Source organism: Pedobacter yulinensis, from assembly GCF_003029735.1.
Taxonomy (GTDB): domain Bacteria; phylum Bacteroidota; class Bacteroidia; order Sphingobacteriales; family Sphingobacteriaceae; genus Pedobacter; species Pedobacter yulinensis.
The window spans coordinates 213287-228152 of sequence record NZ_KZ686269.1; the positions used below are offsets into that span (position 1 = coordinate 213287).

Consider the following 14866-nt stretch of genomic DNA (forward strand, 5'->3'; position numbering starts at 1 on the left):
GAACTAAAAAATTATGGGTTTTTGAAAAAACTAAACGAGGAATTTCCGTATTTCCGCGTTTCTGCGTAAGCGGGCTGGTTGCTGAGCTGCATCATGCTCTGGTGCTCTACGATGAGCCAGCCGCCGGGGCGCAGCAAGCCCTGCGCATGAACCAGGGCGGGTATTTGCGGGATGGAAGGCAATTGATAAGGCGGGTCTGCAAAAATAAGATCGAAAGGTGCCTGCTGTTCGAGAAGCAGTTTAAATACATCGGCCCGCCTGACGGCAATATTGTCCAGGTTGTGTTTTGCGGCGGTATCCTTTACCCATTTAACACAGCCCATGTGCTGGTCTACGGCAGTCACCGCTTCAGCACCGCGCGAGGCAAATTCAAGCGAAACGTTGCCGGTGCCACAAAACAGATCGAGCACCCGGACCTGGTCTAGATCGAATGAATTGTTCAGGATATTGAAAAGCGCTTCTTTCGCCATGTCTGTCGTCGGCCTGACCGGCAGGTTTGCAGGCGGCTGCAGGCGAACGCCTTTTAATCTGCCACCTATGATCCGCATAACCGCTGGGCCAAAAGCGTGCTGTAATACTGCGCAGGAAGTTCGTTGAGCAGGTCGAGGTCAATTCCGGACTGTTCGGGAAGAAAAAAATGCCTGTTTACGAAATATTTACCTACACAAGACCAGGCGGCATCATCTTCATGAACAATTCCGCAGAGGTAAACAACGGTTTCGGGTGCCAGGTCCAGGCTGTCAATGAGCAGCAGTAAATAATAGTTCAGTTCTTCCGGGCCCTCAACTTCATAGGTCTGGAAAAATACGGGCAGGCCGTCTTTATGGTATAAGAACGAAACGTGCCGGGGCGTAAAATCGAGCAGCAGGGCATGGTGCTGCAGGTGCCGTGTCATTTTGAGTGCAGGTGAGGCGAGTGGCAGGAGCTCGGCCGCCTCAAGCTGGTTCACGAAGCGCTCAACCTTTGCAGGGACCGTAAAGACGGTATTGAAGACGTCTTCGTGGTGGCTGTGGAGCGCTTCGCCATCAGTGAACCTGAAGTATTTGGCATAAGCTGTCGGATCGTCGGCTAAAAGTGCGGGCGGGACGAAAATGATGTTGTCGGTCTGAGCGGCTACGACGACCCGTGCAAAGGGCAGTGCGAAGACCGGGTCGTTCGCCAGGGCGCTGAGTGCGTCGGCAGCGCCATCGCTGCATTCCGGCCGATCAAACAGGGCTTTCAGCAATTCGCCACCCTCGCCGATCACCGCATACGAGAACGAATGTTCGGTAATGCGGACCAGCAGTTCATCGGCCGCTTCGCGGCGGCCCTGAAAGTCGGGGGTGGAAAGAAAGATGCTGTTGTTGCTGTTCATCCCAGCAAAAGTAGAACTTTTTTTAATAAACGGGTCTGCGTCAATTTTACCGCCGGCCGACCTGAAGGCCGTCTGAAAGAGGAATACAATTGTTACCTTTATGCTCAAAAACCGGCAGCAAGAGGCCGGTTCACTTACAGCATACGCATTTATATGAAATACAGGTCTACGTACGAAGCGGCGGCAACAGTATCAGAAGTAGTAGAAAAACATTTTTCCCGTCATATCGGGGCGGCGAACGACAGCGGCGAACAGGGGGTTGCGCCTTTGCCCGACCGCAAGTCGATCGAAAGCATGATCGATGCTGCTTTCTGGGCCAGTTTGCGCCGGGAAGAAGGCCATTCACCCAAGATCTCACTGGCCTACCTGCCGCCAGACAAAGCCATGGGCGCACTCATATTTCAGCATGCGCTGCCGCTAACCCCAACCTTGCTGACCAAAATCGCGCCGGGTGTGGAACGGGCGGGCATACACCTGGGCATCTGGAAATTTGAAGACGAACTGATGATCTGGGGCACGACACAGATCATTCCTAATTTCTGTTTCGTCCTGGACGTATCAGAGCCGGCTTTGCTGGTTATTAAACACCGCCGGATATCGGGTTTCGGTAAATTTACGAATGTTGCTGTTTTGAAGGGCGACCAGGTTAAAGTGGTCGACGAGCGGATTGCATCGCTGCCCGACTCACCGCCGCTGGTCAAATCCTTGCTTGACCAGGCAGGGGTATCTTCCTGGAACGATCCCACGAACGTGCTGATTCAGCTGGCTGTATCCATGCGTGCCCATGGGCGCGGCGGCTCGCTGATCGTGGTCGATGCGGCCTCGGCCAGCTGGAGCGATTCGGTCATTAAACCCATGCAATACGCGCTTGATCCGGCTTTCTGCGGCCTGGGCAAACTGATCAGGCAACAGGCTGGCAATGTGAGCGAGCTGTATTGGATCAGTGCGCTGCAGCGCGAAGTGGAGCACTTATCGGGCCTGACCGCGGTTGACGGTGCTACGCTGATCAACAGCAATTTCCAGTTGCTGGCCTTCGGCTCCAAACTGGGCCGGGCACAAGGCAAACCGCTGGTTGGCGATGTAGCGCTGATCGAGCCTGTGGTGGGTGGCGAACAGGTGGTGGTGCATCCCGGAAAAATTGGCGGCACCCGGCATTTCTCGGTAGCCCAGTTTGTGAACGACGAGCATCATGCGCTGGGGCTGGTTGCCTCTCAGGATGGCCATTTCACGGTCTTCACCTGGTCAGATACCCAGCAGCGGGTACTTGCACACCGCATTGATACCTTATTGCTGTAGACATGAGTAAAGCCGCCCTCATTGCTGCCGCCTACCCTTTCACACCAACGGCCGAGCAGCTGACCTTCTGCAGCGAAATGGCCGCTTTTTTGGACGAGCGCCCGCAAGACGGGTGTTTTGTGCTGCGCGGGTATGCCGGAACCGGTAAAACGACCTCTTTGTCTGCCCTGGTCCGGGCGCTGCGCAGTTTCGGGTTTAAGGCCGAGCTGCTGGCCCCGACAGGCCGCGCGGCTAAAGTCATGGGCAATTACTCAGGGCGCAAGGCCTTCACCATCCACAAACGCATTTACCGCAAGCGCTCTGCCGTGGGGCATGACCTGGCTTTCCAGCTTGCGCCCAACCTGGCGCAAGATACGCTGTTCATTGTAGACGAGGCCTCGATGATTGCCGATGAGCGGAACGAACGCGGCAGTTCGCTGCTTGCCGATCTGCTCGAATTTGTCTACAACGACAAAAATTGCCTGCTTCTTTTCGTGGGCGACACCGGGCAGCTGCCACCCGTTGGCAGTGCCGAAAGCCCGGCTTTGCAGCCCAAATACCTGAAAGACCGCTATGACCTGCGGGTTCGCGGTGTTGAGCTGAAAGAAGTTTTGCGGCAGCAGAAACAATCGGGCATTTTGCGCAATGCCACACTGCTGCGCAATTTCATCAGGGGCAACAAAGTTGCCCTGCCACGCTTTGTGACCAAAGATTTCAGCGATATTTTCAGGATGACCGGACACCGGATGGTCGAGGGGCTTGAATATGCTTATCGTGAGTTTGGCGAAGAATCCACACTGGTGGTATGCCGCTCAAACAAATCGGCCAATACCTACAACAACCAGATCCGCGCACGGCTGCTGTACCGGGAAGAAGAGCTGACCGGGGGCGACCGCATCATGATTGTCAAGAATAATTACTTCTGGCTGCCCGAAAACGAAGAGGCAGCCTTTATTGCCAATGGCGATATGGCACGCATTATCCGGGTGCGGGGCGAAGAGGAAAGGTATGGCCTCCGGTTCATGGACGCACAGATCGAACTGAGCGATTTCCCGGCAGCAGGCATTGTGACCTGTAAGGTCATGCTTGACACGTTACAGGCCGAAACGCCAAGCCTGCCGTATGAGGCTGGCAAACGTTTGTACGAAGGTCTGCTCGAAGACTATGCGCACCTGGGCAGCCGGGCTGCGGTGATGCGTGCCATTAAGGAAGATCCCTTTTACAACGCCTTGCAGATCAAGTTTTCTTATGCCGTAACCTGTCACAAAGCGCAGGGTGGCCAGTGGGATGCGGTGTTTGTGGACCAGGGTTACCTGACTGAAGAAATGATCGATCTCGACTTTCTGCGGTGGCTCTATACCGCCATTACCAGGGCCAGGAAACAGCTTTACCTGGTGAATTTTGCCCCGAATTTCTTTGGCCAGGCGGCTGAAGAATTTTGACCGGCTGATGCCTGGGGCGTCGCTGTGCAGCCTGGCAGCACTGTCTTTGCCGGCTAAACCGGATCGCAGCGGCAGCCCCGGGGTACGAGGGCTACAGCGAAGAGCAGAACGGCCTTTAAGTGCTGCACTGACCGTGCTTTTCCATAACAGGTAATTCAGTATCTTCTTGTCTTGCAGGTGGTAACATGAGGTGGCGCTTTGCCCTGCACCATGTTGTTTGGTTTCGGTATATTTGGGTACTTCGCGGGTCGCCAATCGCCCCCGGGGTTCCATATGGACTTCGCTTATTTTTTTAAGAACAAGATCAGGGTAGCCCTGCTGTTGTTTTGTGTGATGGGGTGTCTTCTGCTGATCAGGATCCTGGAAGACAAGAGTGTAAAAAGCATCAACGAGTCTTTTGTCTCGCTGTATAAAGACCGGCTGGTGCCGGCTACAGACCTGTTTTTTGTGGGCGAACAACTGCATGCCAAAGAACGGGCGCTGAGTCATGCGCTGCTGTACGACAGCCAGGGGGCAGTGGCCGATCCGGGACCTCAACTGGCCAGGAGCAACGGCATCCTGGACTCGCTGGTAACCAAATATAGCCGCACCTACCTGGTAAAGACCGAAAAACAGCAACTCGCACTTTTCAGGGAGCAGCTGCGGCGCGAAAGGCAGGCCGAGACTTCGGTGCTGGCGCTGTACCGCTCGGGAGAACGGCGGGCGGCGCTGCAGTTGTACGAGGCGGAGGCACGGGAACATGCGCGTCAGACCAACCTGCACCTTGCCAAACTGATTTCCATTCAGCATGCCGTGGCCGACGAACTGCTGGCCGGCAGCGATGTGTTTGTTTCGGGCACCAAACTGTATTCATTCGTGCAGACGGCGCTGGCCATCCTGATCGGTGCGGTGATCGTATCGCTGCTGTTTGCCTCCAAAACGGTTAACGTACAGCAGGATAAATTTAAACTGAACTGATATTCCCAGGGGTTTTAAAATTGCAGAAAACCTTTTGCGGTTACAGGTGTTTTTATAGCAGAGTTTTCATAAGGTTTTTGAGGTTTCGGGCTCTTCATTTTGAAGGCCCGGAATCAGACGATTAACCTCGACCGTTTTGAAGCTCCTGAAGGAAGGTTTTTTAAGCCTTCCTTTTTTTGTTGCCCGTCCGGGAAAGCCGTACTTTTGTCTTTTATTTCAGCACATGACCGATACAGATACCATTGTTGCCTTGTCTACGCCGCCCGGAAGCGGTGCAATTGGCGTAATTCGCCTTTCAGGAACACAGGCCATATCTATTGTAAGCAGGGTATTTAAAGGCAAAGAGCTGGAAGCACAGGAAACGCATACGCTGCATTTCGGGCTCATTACCGATGGCAACATTGTGCTGGACGAAGTGGTGGTTGGTTTATACAAAACGCCGCGCTCGTACACGCGCGAAAATGTGGCCGAGATCAGCTGTCACGGCTCGAATTATATCATTCAGCAGATCATCCAGCTGCTGATCAGGAAGGGTGCGCGTGCGGCCAGGCCGGGTGAGTTTACCCTGCGGGCTTTTCTCAACGGTGGTATGGACCTGAGCAGGGCAGAGGCGGTGGCCGACCTCATTGCTTCGAACAGCAAAGCCTCGCATGAGGTGGCCATGCAGCAGATGCGCGGCGGATTTTCCAAAGAACTGGCCGCGCTCCGCGATCAGCTGATCCATTTTGCCTCCATGATTGAGCTGGAGCTGGATTTTGGCGAAGAGGATGTGGAATTTGCCAACCGTGGGCAGTTGAAGCAGCTTATTCTGCAGATCGGTGCTGTGCTGGACCGTTTGATTGCCTCCTTTGAAACCGGCAACGTGCTGAAAAACGGTGTGCCGGTGGTCATTGCCGGCAAACCAAACGTGGGCAAATCGACCCTGCTGAATGCCTTGCTGAACGAGGAGCGGGCCATTGTGTCTGACATTGCCGGCACCACGCGCGATACGATCGAAGACGAGCTGAACATTGGTGGCGTGCTGTTCCGCTTTATTGATACCGCGGGCATCCGCGAAACCGCCGACCTGATCGAAGCGCAGGGGGTAGCCCGCACGCGCGAAAAAATGAAGCAGGCACGCCTGATCATTTACATGGCCGATGCCCTGCAGCAACCGGCTGAGATACGCGCGCAACTGGAGGAACTGCAGGCGCTGGACATTCCGCACCTGGTGCTGATCAACAAGGCCGACCTGCTTGGCGCGGAAGGCAAAGAAGCTTTTGCCGGCATCGATGCTTTTTTCCTTTCGGCGAAGGAAGGCAAGGGTGTAGAGGACCTGAAAAAAGTGCTGCTGGAGAAAGTAAACCTGCACCGCATCAATACCGACGAGACGCTGGTGACCAACATTAGGCATGTAGAAGCCCTGAAAAACACCTCGGCGGCGCTGGAGCGGGTGCTGCAGCACATTGATGCACCGGTCGCTTCAGATTTCCTTGCCATGGACATCCGGCAGGCCCTGCACTACCTCGGTGAGATTACCGGGACGGTAACCACAGACGATTTGCTGGAGAATATTTTTAGTAAGTTTTGTATTGGGAAGTAAACCATCAAAATAATACAAACTTACATCTAACAAAATCAAGGTAATCCGCTTAATTTTAGCTAGTTATGTGGATTTCTCTTTGCGGAGCTTTGCGAAATTCAGGATCTGTTTTGCATGGTTTTGTTCCTTATTTGTTCCTTTTTAGCCGGTTTGTTCCCTCTGTCTCCAACCTCCCAAAACGACTACACATGAAACCATTTCGGCTACGCTCATGCTGCCCGCTATAAGGATCTTTGTGTTGTAAAAAGATCTACATGGAAAATTTAATAGCAGGGAAAGTAGTTGTCATTACCGGTGCCAGCAGCGGTATCGGCAAAGCAACCGCCGAAACATTGGCCGCTTCGGGTGCGAAAGTTGTTCTGGGTGCGCGCCGCGCCGAAAAATTGAAGCACCTTGTTCAATCGATTACTGACCATGGTGGCCAGGCTGCTTACGCAGAAACGGATGTAACCAACCTTAAAGACCTTGAGGCTTTGGTGGCTTTGGCTGTTGCGCGTTTTGGCCGGCTGGATGTTCTGGTCAACAATGCCGGTGTAGCGCACTTACAGCTCATGGAAGAAATGGATGTGGAAGGCTGGGAGCAAATGATCGATGTAAATATCAAGGGCACACTTTACGGCATAGCCGCCGCCATGCCTGAATTTGTTAAAAACGGGTCGGGGCATTTTGTAAATGTGATCTCAACAGCCGGCATCCTGATCGTGCCCACCATGGGTGTTTATGCCGGAACAAAGAATGCCGTACGCACAATCAGTGAAGCGCTTCGTCAGGAATCTAAGGGACGGTGGCGGGTAACCGGCATTTCACCGGGTTACGTAGCAACGGAATTTTTAAGCAATATCAAGAGTGAAGCAATACGTGCAACCCACCAGGAAATCGCAGATCAGATTTCCATATCTCCGGAGTCGATCGCGGAGGCTGTCGTTTATGCCATTGGTCAAACACCTGATATCGATGTGGGCGATATCGTCATCAGACCTACCGTTCAGGGATAATGCGTATATTTAGTTATTAGAATTTAAGCTTGCTTCACACACTGAATTTCGATACCATAACTGATCTTTTCCAGTTTATGGGGCTTGGCGCGCCGGCCCATCCACTGATCGCGCTGTTAAATTATGATGCGGTTCAGGTCGACCTGCACAACGCGGGTATTGGTGTCACGCTGGATTTTTACAAAATAACTTTCAAAAAGGATTTTAACGGCAGCATGAGGTATGGCCCTGGCAGCTATATTTTCAAGGAAGGTGGGATGGCTTTCCTCGCCCCGGGTCAGATTGTGCAAATGACGGCCGAGCCGGGCGACTACCAGGGCTATGCGTTATATTTTCATCCTGATCTGCTGGCTAACCATGATCTGGCACAACGCATTCATCGCTACGGATTTTTCGATTATTCTGTAGCAGAAGCCTTATTTCTGTCGGCAGACGAAAAACTCACTATGGAAGGACTTTTTCAATCCATTGATGTGGAGTTGCATAACCATATCGATCAGTTTAGTGACGATGTATTGGTCTCTCAACTGGACCTGTTGCTCAACCATAGCAACCGGTTTTACAGTCGGCAGTTTCAGACAAGACAGGGTATTTATCATGAACTGATCGTGAGGATGGGCGAGCGGCTTGCCGAGCGACTTGACGAGGCTGTCATCAAGGGATTACCTTCACCGCAGGATCTCGCTATCCATCTGAATGTATCCCAGCGTTATCTTTCCGATATGCTCACGTCTCTGACAGGAAAAACAACGCAGCAGCATATTCATCTTGCACTGATAAACAAAGCGAAAGTACTGTTGAACCATACCAGCCTGACAACTGCCGAGATCGCCTATCAACTGGGATTCGAACATCCCCAGTCTTTCAATAAACTGTTTAAACAGCGAACCAATGTATCGCCGGCACAGTACAGGCGGCAACAAATCGGTGCGCATTAGAAGGCCGCGCGTTGCTACGCTTGCGATCCAATCTTCTGAGATCTTCATTCACTGAATTGATTCCGCCCGAACCAAAAAGTTTAGCTACCCGGCCGGGAAGTTATCCCACTGACTTGTTTCGATCAGGAAGGAATGCCCCAGATGGCCTGAGAAACGCCGGGTTCTGCGCCATGGTCCTCATTCTCGGTTCCTTACTCCTGATTCTATTTTGGCGCATAAAGTCAATTGTTTGGCGCGGAATGACAACGGGTACCTGCTGATTTCAAAATATCTTTACAGACCAAAATCAACATAAGCGCCAACAATGAGTAATACGCACGCAATAACGAAAGACTTTCTGCACTATTTACAACAACGAAACCTGGAAAAGCTGATGAACCTTTTCGCAGACGAGGTGAAGTGGGAGATTCCCGGCGACGTAACCAATATAAAATGGCTGGGCGTAAGAAAAAATAAACCAGAAATCCGCGACTTTTTCGAGATGCTATGGAAAGAGACGGAACCTGTTTCAGGTGAAATTGCAACGATCCTGTATGATGATCATAACGTCATCATAAAGGGCGCCTTTACTACCAGGATGTTAAAAACAGGAAAAGTTGTGAGTTCTTTATTTTTTATTCATTTCACAGTCCTCGGAGATAAAATCGTTGAATATACCTTGTTGGAAGACAGTTATGCCGTTTCACAGGCGTTACTGGATATTTGAGCCGCAAATATGGCAATTTCGCTTGCTCGCACAGAGAGCCGTTATGCTCAGGGGCAGTCGGCATCCTGAGCACAACCCTGATAAAATGATCAACCCTGGTATCTTACACCATTTTATTGTATGACAACACAGGCACAGAGCAAGTCGCTATCTGGTGGTAATCGTAACCGTGTAGTTTTTTGTGCTTCCGTCTTCTGCTTTAACCGTGTAAATAACCGGCTGTGTGAAATTATTAACGCTTACCTGACTGGTTTGCAACTGACCATTCACCAGTACAACAGCATTTTTGGAAACAGTGAAGGCTGCTTTCAATGCGCTTAAATTCGTACCTGATGGTAGGGTTGCAGCAATGGTATTGCCCGTCTGTAACGTATTGTAATCGGCCGTAAGGTTGCTGTTGTCCGCTTTGAAAAATTCGAACGTAAGAATGTCCTTTTGCGATGATCTGGTTTGTTCTGGTTGCTCGTTTGGTTGGTCTTTTTTACAGCCAGATACTGAACAGCTTAAGGTTGCGATGAGTAAACCACCCATTATAAGCCTGGATTTAATTTTATACATAGGTAATCATTCCAATTGTTTGGGTTGGAGTCATCATAACACGAATCCATTCCAAAAGGTTTATCCAAATACGGCCTCCCATTCCCAAATATAGGCTGCTATTATGGACAACATTCAACGCATTGTTTCAGGTAATCTACCACCAAAGTTATCGCTGTATACGGTTAATGCCCCACTACGTTCATCAGGGTTTAGCAAGACCCGCAGCAATCATCACAGGAGGATCTTTTCATTGCCGACCTCGGTGCTGAAGGTTGGGATTGACTGTTGATCGGTCTAGAAAGCATCCTGATGATTGTGCACTTTATTTCCCCTGATACACCGTCAATTTCGCAACCTGGTAAAAGAACCGTTCTATCAGCCTAAGGTCTTGTGTCACGATTTCGGCGTTGCCCTTGAGCTCCTTGTCGAGCACCAGTTTTTTGTTGTACGAGGTGGTCAATCCTTTGGGTAGGGTCACATCGACATAATAATTCCCCTTGTCATCGGGTGTAAAAGAGATGTTTTGAACCCGTCCTTCCACAATTCCATATTCCTGGTAGCGGTAGTTGTCTAATTTGATCAGCACTTTTTCGCCTTTTTCAATTTTTCCGGAGTTAACCGCAGGTACCAGCATTCGGCCGATCAGACCTTGCTGGTGATCGGGCAAGATAGTTAAGATGGGGTTGCCACGTTTCAGAAATTGATTTTCCGCCCAGAATTGCTGAAAGGTTGCGGTGCCATCTGTCGAAGATATAATCAGATAATTTTGCTCCCATTCGCGCAACGACTTTCTTAATTGCTCAAAGAGCTGCAGGGTTTGCGAGGCGAGGTTGATCTTATCCTTCTCCGAGTTGATGTCGGTGCCGCTTCTGGTTTTGTGCAAATTGGCAATGGCTTCCTGTGTCTGTGATATGGCGATGTTTGTGGCCTCTATACTCTGCTGTGCCTGCAGCAATTTCATTTTTTCGGTTTCATATTCAGCTATAGAGATCACTTTGCCGTTGAAAAGCTGTTGTGCACGGTTGAAACTTTTTTTTACCAGCCCGAACTTTTCCAGTTCTAAACCTTTTTGCTCCTTCAGCATGACAATTCTGCTGTTGTAGGCAGCCAGATTCTGGTTGGTAGCAATGTTTTCCGGAGCATAGGGCTTTAGCTTGTTAAATAATTTCTCGTCCTGGAAAGCCTTAGCAAAACTATTGAAGTCGCTCTGCAGTTCGCCCAGGTTAAAGTTTGCAAGCCGGGCCACGGGTAGGTCACTCACCTGACCGGGTGCAACGGAATCGATCACTTGTTTTAGCTGTAAAATATGCCGGTAGTTTGCCGTCGATTGCAAGACCATAAGGATATCGCCTTTGCGCACCTTTTGATGATCCCTGATAAAAATTTTTTCAATCCTGGAGTCTATGGTGGCTTCCAGTTTCTCCGGCGAGTTTTGGGCGGTCACGGTGATTGTAGCGGGCACAAATTCCGGATACCTGATGAAATAACTCATCAAAAGGATCATCAGAATAATGCCCAATATGACGGCATTGCCCCAGCGGAACATCCAATGGGGCGGTTCTGATAGCACATCCTGAACGGCTTCCGAACGCAGTTCAATGCGGTCTAACACGTCTGCTTTAGTTTCCAAGTTCAAGCTGATTTTTGATTAACCTGTAATATTCTCCCTTTTTGGCCACCAATTCCTGGTGGTTGCCCTCTTCAACCACCACACCCTTATCAAGCACAACAATCTTGTCTGCATGTTTAACGGTCGACAACCGGTGGGCAATAATCACGGCAGTTTTGCCTTTAAAAAACTGTGCTAGATTTTCGATAATGACCCGTTCGTTGTTGGCATCGAGGGCGCTTGTTGCCTCGTCAAAAAAGATGTAATCAGGCGATTTGTATACCGCCCGTGCAATAAACAAACGCTGCTTCTGACCGCCGCTGAGGCCAATTCCTTCGTTGCCGATTTTTGTGTTGTAACTCAGGGGCAGGTCTTCGATAAAGTCTTTGATGTTGGCTATCTCAACAGCCTTTCGCAGTTTTTCCTTATCAATGGCATCTTCACCAACAGCAATGTTGTTGGCAATGGTGTCGTTAAAAACATAACTTTCCTGCATCACGGTGCCGCAGTGTTCACGCCAGTAACTGGCGGCAATATGTTTTAGATCGGTGTTGCCCAGCTTTACATCACCCTGGTTAGGATCGTAAAACTTTGTCAGCAGTTTTAAGAGCGTGGTTTTTCCGCTGCCGCTGGCACCTACTATAGCCGTCGTTTTTTGGTAGGGAATGACCAGGTTTAAGTCCTGGAATACGAAAGACTCAGCACCCGTATACCGGAAAGTGACCTGAGTCAAGGCGATGTCTTTCTGCGGGATTTCGTTCAAATACTGCCGGTCGACGGTTTCTTCATCTTCCTTATCGTGAATTTCACCCAATCGTTCCAGGGCAATTTTTGCGTCCTGCGACTGTTTGATGAACTGGATGAGCTGCAGCAGCGGCGAATTTAACTGCCCGATGATGTATTGTACCGACAGCATCATGCCCAGGGTCAGGTTGCCGGATAACACGAGTTTGGCAGCAAGAAAGCTGACCAGAATGTCTTTGATCTGGTTAATGAAACCTCCGCCAACAGACTGCCATTGCTCAAGAGAGAGCGATTTGATCTTGATCTTGAACAGCTTGACCTGCAGGAACTCCCAATTCCAGCGTTTTTGTTTTTCGGCATTGTGCATCTTGATTTCCTGCATGCCGTTGATCAGTTCGATGACCATACTCTGCTCCTGCGAGATGTTAGAGAACATTTTATAATCCAGTTCTTTTCTTTTCCCAAGGAAAAAGCTGATCCATGCTACATAAAGGAGCGCGCCCAGCAGATAAACACCAAAAAGCCGGTAGTCGTACAGCAGCAGTACAATGCTGAAGATAACCAGGTTAACCAGTGAAAAGAGCGTGTTTAATGACGAGGTGGTGAGCAACTGTTCGATCCGGTGATGGTCATTAATGCGCTGCATGATATCGCCGGTCATCCGGGTATCAAAGAAACTGATTGGCAAACGCATCAGTTTGATGAAGAAATCTGAGATGATGGAAATGTTGATCCGGGCAGAGAGGTGGAGTAAAATCCAGCTGCGGATAATTTCTATGCCGGTCTTTCCGATAAACAGCATGACTTGCGCCAACAGCACCAGGTATATAAAATTGATGTCCTGGTTTTGAATGCCTACGTCGACAATGCTTTGCGTAAGAAACGGAAAAATCAGCGATAAAATGCTGCCGCCAATCAGTCCCAGTGCCAACTGGATCATCAGCGATTTGTACTTCAATAAATACCTGGAGAGAAAAGCGAAACTTGTTTTTTTGTCTTCCTCCTCAAAATCGTTTTTGAAAAAATCGGGGGTGGTCTCAAGGACCAGGGCAATTCCTTCCTCGGTATTCTCGGTGGCATTTTCGCCAATCCAGTGTTTTATAAATTCGTCCTTTTTGTACCTGATTAAACCGTAACCCGGATCTGCAATGTAGACGTTATCTGCCCTGTCCACACGGTATACCACAACATAGTGGTTTTTGTTCCAATGCACGATGCAAGGCAGCGGTACATCTTCTTTGAACAATTGAAAGTCGATTTTTACCCCAAGGGTTTTAAAACCGATGGTTTCGGCAGCTGTGCTGAGGGAATAAAGGCCACTGCCTTCCCTGGTGGTTTCAGACAGGCTTCTAAGCTGCTGCAGCGGGATACTTTTTTTGTAGTGCTTGGCTATGATGCGCAGGCAGGTGGGGCCACAGTCTTTCGCATCAGGCTGCTTATAAAAAGGGAAATCTTTCACGCTATTCGCTCCATATTTGGTTAAACTTCATGTCGAGCAGCGCTTTATCAATGGTGCAGCCGGTTGCCGATACAGTTACGCCCGATGCTTGCAGGTCAAGATAACCGTCATCGTGCTGCCACAGCGACAGGTAGGGGTTGTACTGGCATTCGGTGGGGTGGTACCAGTGTGCATCGCCTTTTACCGGTACCCGCGGATCTGTGCACATGTACCTGAATTCGCAGTCTTTGCAAACAAGCGTTTCATTCTTGTTAATGTTGCCCAGCTCCATAAACGGTTCACTGTGTACGATTTGTTGAAACTCAACCGCTGTAACCGAATTGATGTTCCCAAAGCTTTGCGTATTGTTGAGGCCGTTTTTGATTTGCCCGCTTTGATCGATGTAAACTTTGCCATGGTAATAGGCGTGCTTGTTATACGCTTCAAAAAAAAGGTCGTGATTTACAAACAGCTTGTCTACAGTCGTTTTTTGGCAATAATCCTGCAGGCTTTCAGTGAAAAAATTGTAGTAAATGTTGTCGCGCAGCTGGGTGTCTGGTGTTGCTGCACCGAAAAAGTTAACCGAAAACAGGGCAAAGTGACGACCCAATTCGGTGAGATGTCTTTCAATGTTTTCCGCTTCAAAATTCTCGATGTACAGGTAAATCCCGTCAATTTCTAAATGTTTAATCGACGCAATGAGTTTAAGTAGCTCGTCACTTATCTGTGGCGCCAGGATACTTAAGTTTTGAAGGTGGCTGTTGCCGATGACATCAATAAAAGCGGGGGAGATGTTGGCATGGATCACGGCGTGGGTAAGCTGGTTTGGATAAGCTATACTGCGTGTAACGGGAGGAAACCTTTTTTCTTCGTGCTGAGCTGCCACTTCGAAAATGATCTCCAGATCCAATAGAAAATCAATCAGTTCGCTTCGTTCCGACTGATCGGCGATCTGATCAAAATTGATAAATCCGTCGGTGTTTAAAAGCCCATAATAAGCCCTAGAGATAAAGTGATAGTCTCTACGCCCCAAATCGTAAATCATGGCCCTGTTATAGCCATCTACCGGAATGCACAACTGGTTTCTTAAATAAAATTTACTCATATGGGCGATTTATAATACATGTCAAGCTGTAGCCCCTTGGTTTGGTAGCGTTTGGATATCCGGGTTTTAACCAGATAGGTAGGTTTCGGCTTTTTTACCAGCGATTTGATATGCACCGGTACCTGGCCGGACACGATATGGTCTGTTATGTTGTTCATTTTTCAGGGTAAATTATACTTTT

At 49.6% G+C, this 14866-nt stretch carries 14 protein-coding genes; 7 read left to right on the forward strand and 7 right to left on the reverse strand.

Going from position 1 to position 14866, the window contains the following annotated elements; translation table 11 throughout:
- Nucleotides 1-11: 11 nt before the first annotated feature.
- Together C7T94_RS08290 and C7T94_RS08295 are read right to left on the reverse strand one after the other, a co-directional pair.
- Nucleotides 12-548 (reverse strand): RsmD family RNA methyltransferase, encoded by a 537-nt coding sequence (locus C7T94_RS08290; protein ID WP_107214909.1) that lies wholly within the window; start codon nucleotides 546-548, stop codon nucleotides 12-14.
- Nucleotides 536-1354: a DUF3822 family protein gene (locus C7T94_RS08295; protein WP_162618604.1), complete on the reverse strand. Its 819-nt coding sequence runs from the start codon at nucleotides 1352-1354 to the stop codon at nucleotides 536-538. Before C7T94_RS08295 ends, C7T94_RS08290 begins: the two co-directional genes overlap by 13 nt.
- Before the next feature lie 153 nt (nucleotides 1355-1507).
- Between C7T94_RS08295 and C7T94_RS08300 the strand changes: the two genes are divergently transcribed.
- From C7T94_RS08300 to C7T94_RS08330, 7 genes are all read left to right on the forward strand, one after another.
- Entirely contained in the window at nucleotides 1508-2650 is a 1143-nt protein-coding gene (locus tag C7T94_RS08300) for a putative sensor domain DACNV-containing protein (protein WP_107214911.1), read from the forward strand.
- A 2-nt stretch (nucleotides 2651-2652) separates the two neighbouring features.
- A complete protein-coding gene (locus tag C7T94_RS08305) occupies nucleotides 2653-4071 on the forward strand; it encodes an ATP-dependent DNA helicase (RefSeq protein WP_107214912.1) in 1419 nt (472 codons plus the stop codon).
- Between the two features lie 273 nt (nucleotides 4072-4344).
- Nucleotides 4345-5028, forward strand: coding sequence for an MCP four helix bundle domain-containing protein (locus tag C7T94_RS08310; RefSeq protein WP_162618605.1), 684 nt, complete (start codon nucleotides 4345-4347; stop codon nucleotides 5026-5028).
- Between the two features lie 223 nt (nucleotides 5029-5251).
- Complete coding sequence (gene mnmE / locus C7T94_RS08315; protein WP_107216012.1) at nucleotides 5252-6610, forward strand: tRNA uridine-5-carboxymethylaminomethyl(34) synthesis GTPase MnmE; 1359 nt, start codon at nucleotides 5252-5254, stop codon at nucleotides 6608-6610.
- Between the two features lie 254 nt (nucleotides 6611-6864).
- Entirely contained in the window at nucleotides 6865-7605 is a 741-nt protein-coding gene (locus C7T94_RS08320; RefSeq protein WP_107214914.1) for an SDR family oxidoreductase, read from the forward strand.
- Between the two features lie 29 nt (nucleotides 7606-7634).
- On the forward strand, nucleotides 7635-8543 hold the full coding sequence (locus C7T94_RS08325; RefSeq protein WP_239494960.1) for a helix-turn-helix domain-containing protein: 909 nt from the start codon (nucleotides 7635-7637) through the stop codon (nucleotides 8541-8543).
- Nucleotides 8544-8847: 304 nt separating this feature from the next.
- Nucleotides 8848-9249 carry a nuclear transport factor 2 family protein gene (locus C7T94_RS08330; RefSeq protein ID WP_107214916.1) on the forward strand — a complete coding sequence of 134 codons (402 nt, stop codon included), beginning with the start codon at nucleotides 8848-8850 and terminating at the stop codon, nucleotides 9247-9249.
- A gap of 147 nt (nucleotides 9250-9396) precedes the next feature.
- On the opposite strand, the gene C7T94_RS08335 is transcribed toward C7T94_RS08330, so the two are convergent.
- The 5 genes from C7T94_RS08335 to C7T94_RS19325 all read right to left on the reverse strand — a co-directional run bounded on the left by C7T94_RS08335 (nucleotide 9397) and on the right by C7T94_RS19325 (nucleotide 14843).
- Nucleotides 9397-9780, reverse strand: a complete 384-nt coding sequence (locus C7T94_RS08335) for a DUF5018 domain-containing protein (RefSeq protein ID WP_204353245.1) — start codon at nucleotides 9778-9780, stop codon at nucleotides 9397-9399.
- Nucleotides 9781-10111: 331 nt separating this feature from the next.
- On the reverse strand, nucleotides 10112-11419 hold the full coding sequence (locus C7T94_RS08340; protein WP_107214918.1) for an HlyD family secretion protein: 1308 nt from the start codon (nucleotides 11417-11419) through the stop codon (nucleotides 10112-10114).
- Nucleotides 11409-13601, reverse strand: coding sequence for a peptidase domain-containing ABC transporter (locus C7T94_RS08345; RefSeq protein WP_107214919.1), 2193 nt, complete (start codon nucleotides 13599-13601; stop codon nucleotides 11409-11411). Before C7T94_RS08345 ends, C7T94_RS08340 begins: the two co-directional genes overlap by 11 nt.
- 1 nt (nucleotide 13602) lies before the next feature.
- Nucleotides 13603-14685 carry a hypothetical protein gene (locus C7T94_RS08350; protein WP_107214920.1) on the reverse strand — a complete coding sequence of 361 codons (1083 nt, stop codon included), beginning with the start codon at nucleotides 14683-14685 and terminating at the stop codon, nucleotides 13603-13605.
- Nucleotides 14682-14843 carry a hypothetical protein gene (locus tag C7T94_RS19325; protein ID WP_162618606.1) on the reverse strand — a complete coding sequence of 54 codons (162 nt, stop codon included), beginning with the start codon at nucleotides 14841-14843 and terminating at the stop codon, nucleotides 14682-14684. The genes C7T94_RS08350 and C7T94_RS19325 overlap by 4 nt, the downstream gene beginning before the upstream one ends.
- Nucleotides 14844-14866 lie beyond the last annotated feature (23 nt).

What these genes read in the sequence shown, in the direction of transcription:
- C7T94_RS08305 (WP_107214912.1), top strand. Translation starts at nt 2,653, where the DNA reads ATGAGTAAAGCCGCCCTCATTGCTGCCGCCTACCCTTTCACACCAACG.
- C7T94_RS19325 (WP_162618606.1), bottom strand. Translation starts at nt 14,843, where the DNA reads ATGAACAACATAACAGACCATATCGTGTCCGGCCAGGTACCGGTGCAT.
- mnmE (WP_107216012.1), top strand. Translation starts at nt 5,252, where the DNA reads ATGACCGATACAGATACCATTGTTGCCTTGTCTACGCCGCCCGGAAGC.
- C7T94_RS08350 (WP_107214920.1), bottom strand. Translation starts at nt 14,685, where the DNA reads ATGAGTAAATTTTATTTAAGAAACCAGTTGTGCATTCCGGTAGATGGC.
- C7T94_RS08335 (WP_204353245.1), bottom strand. Translation starts at nt 9,780, where the DNA reads ATGGGTGGTTTACTCATCGCAACCTTAAGCTGTTCAGTATCTGGCTGT.
- C7T94_RS08290 (WP_107214909.1), bottom strand. Translation starts at nt 548, where the DNA reads ATGCGGATCATAGGTGGCAGATTAAAAGGCGTTCGCCTGCAGCCGCCT.
- C7T94_RS08310 (WP_162618605.1), top strand. Translation starts at nt 4,345, where the DNA reads ATGGACTTCGCTTATTTTTTTAAGAACAAGATCAGGGTAGCCCTGCTG.
- C7T94_RS08320 (WP_107214914.1), top strand. Translation starts at nt 6,865, where the DNA reads ATGGAAAATTTAATAGCAGGGAAAGTAGTTGTCATTACCGGTGCCAGC.
- C7T94_RS08330 (WP_107214916.1), top strand. Translation starts at nt 8,848, where the DNA reads ATGAGTAATACGCACGCAATAACGAAAGACTTTCTGCACTATTTACAA.
- C7T94_RS08300 (WP_107214911.1), top strand. Translation starts at nt 1,508, where the DNA reads ATGAAATACAGGTCTACGTACGAAGCGGCGGCAACAGTATCAGAAGTA.
- C7T94_RS08295 (WP_162618604.1), bottom strand. Translation starts at nt 1,354, where the DNA reads ATGAACAGCAACAACAGCATCTTTCTTTCCACCCCCGACTTTCAGGGC.